Below are 1,753 nucleotides of genomic sequence, written 5' to 3'. Positions count from 1 at the left end.
GAACCAGGCTTTATAAAAAAAAGCCCACACTCGTTAGAGTGTGTTAGTTCAATAATTAAAAAAAGGAAGATATTATGAACTACTACATGCCAACTCAATTTTATTTAGAAACCAATTGTATTAAAAACCATCAAAAAGAATTAAATCAATGTGGAAAGAAAGCTTTGATTGTGACAGGTAAACACTCAAGTAAAATCAATAGATCTTTAGATGATTTAACAGAAAGCTTAACAATTCCTTATGTGATTTTTGATGAAATTGAAGAAAATCCAACTTTGGATATATGTGAAAAAGGAGCAGAAATCGGAAAGAAAGAACATGTTGATTTTGTGATTGGACTTGGTGGAGGTTCGAGCATGGATGCTGCTAAGGCCATTGCCTTGTTGATTAAAAACGAACAAGAAGACAAGACTTGTTTCTATCAAAAAAAGGAATTGGATTATGTTGATGTGATTTGTATTCCTACCACATGTGGAACCGGATCGGAAGTGACATCAAAGGCGGTATTAATGAATCCAAGCGAACACAAAAAAGGAAGTATCTCTCATGATATATGGCCTAAATATGCGTTTGTGGATGGAAAGTATTTAGCTTATGCATCTCATGAATTGATTGCCAATACGGCTATTGATGCCCTGTGTCATTTAATTGAAAGTCATCTCAACACAAAGGCCACCGATTTAAGTCACATGATAAGTGGTTATGGTCTACAAAAATTTAAGACAATCAAAGATTCCTTATTAACACATGAATACAATTATAATGAACTCATGCTTGTATCTTCTATTGCAGGAATGGCCATTGCCCAAACAGGAACGACGATTCCGCATGCCTTAAGTTATGATTTAACTTGTTTCTATAATATCAGCCATGGACAAGCATGTGGAATCTACATTGTTTCTTATCTAAGAGTTGGTATAGAACAAAATGATCAAGATGCCAAAGATGTTTTAAAATATTTAGGTTTTTCTGATATTGATTCTTTTGATGAATGGATTCATAAACTGATTAAAAAACCAAAAATTGAAGATCATGAATTCTTAAAAAATTCTATTTTAAAAAATGAAGCAAAATTAAGAACTTCTAAAATTTGCATTAATTCAGCTGAAATTCACAAAATTATAGAGGAATCACTTGACTAGTAGTGTATAATCTAATTACCTTTGAAAGGAAAAACTTATGGAATACGCAAAACATACAATTAATGAATTATTAGTGGGAATGTTCAACTATATTCTTTATATAGAAGAAAAAAATCTAAAAAAGAAAAATGTGAAGTTATCAATGAATGAAGTCCATTTGTTGGAAAGTATTGAAAAAGCTAGTGACAATACGATGTCACACATTGCCAAGAGAAGTATGATCACACAAGGAACTTTGACGACTAATGTAAAGGGATTAGTTGCCAAGGGATATGTGGAACGATATAAAGATGATAAAGATAAACGTATTGTTCGTTTACGAATTACCGAACCTGCTAAGAAAGTCTTAAAAATTCATGATCAATTTCATGAAGTAATGATTGATAAAGCTATTTCGGATTTAAATCTTGAAGACAACAAAGTCTTAATCGATTCTCTACAAAACATCTTAGATTACTTCCGTGAACAATATGGAGATGGTAATAACTAAAAACAGCGCTTGCTGTTTTTTTTGTCTTTTTGATACAATGAATATGGAGGTAGGTTAAAGTGAAAGATCGTAAAATAATCTATGTTGTATTACTAATATTGTTTCTATTTGTTGGTTTCTT

2 protein-coding genes are annotated in these 1,753 nt (G+C 31.3%); both read left to right on the top strand.

All coding sequences use genetic code 11. From position 1 onward, the window contains the following. Window positions 1–74 precede the first annotated feature (74 nt). A complete protein-coding gene (locus tag ACI313_RS04845; RefSeq protein WP_439755423.1) occupies window positions 75–1,142 on the top strand; it encodes an iron-containing alcohol dehydrogenase family protein in 1,068 nt (355 codons plus the stop codon). Window positions 1,143–1,179: 37 nt separating this feature from the next. Next, window positions 1,180–1,632, top strand: a complete 453-nt coding sequence (locus tag ACI313_RS04840) for a MarR family winged helix-turn-helix transcriptional regulator (protein WP_439755422.1) — start codon at window positions 1,180–1,182, stop codon at window positions 1,630–1,632. Window positions 1,633–1,753: the final 121 nt, after the last annotated feature.

Origin of the sequence: Floccifex sp., from assembly GCF_051873495.1 — a bacterium.
Taxonomy (GTDB): domain Bacteria; phylum Bacillota_I; class Bacilli_A; order Erysipelotrichales; family Erysipelotrichaceae; genus Floccifex.
Note: the sequence above shows the minus strand (reverse complement) of the source record. Positions and strands in the feature narration are given on the sequence as shown.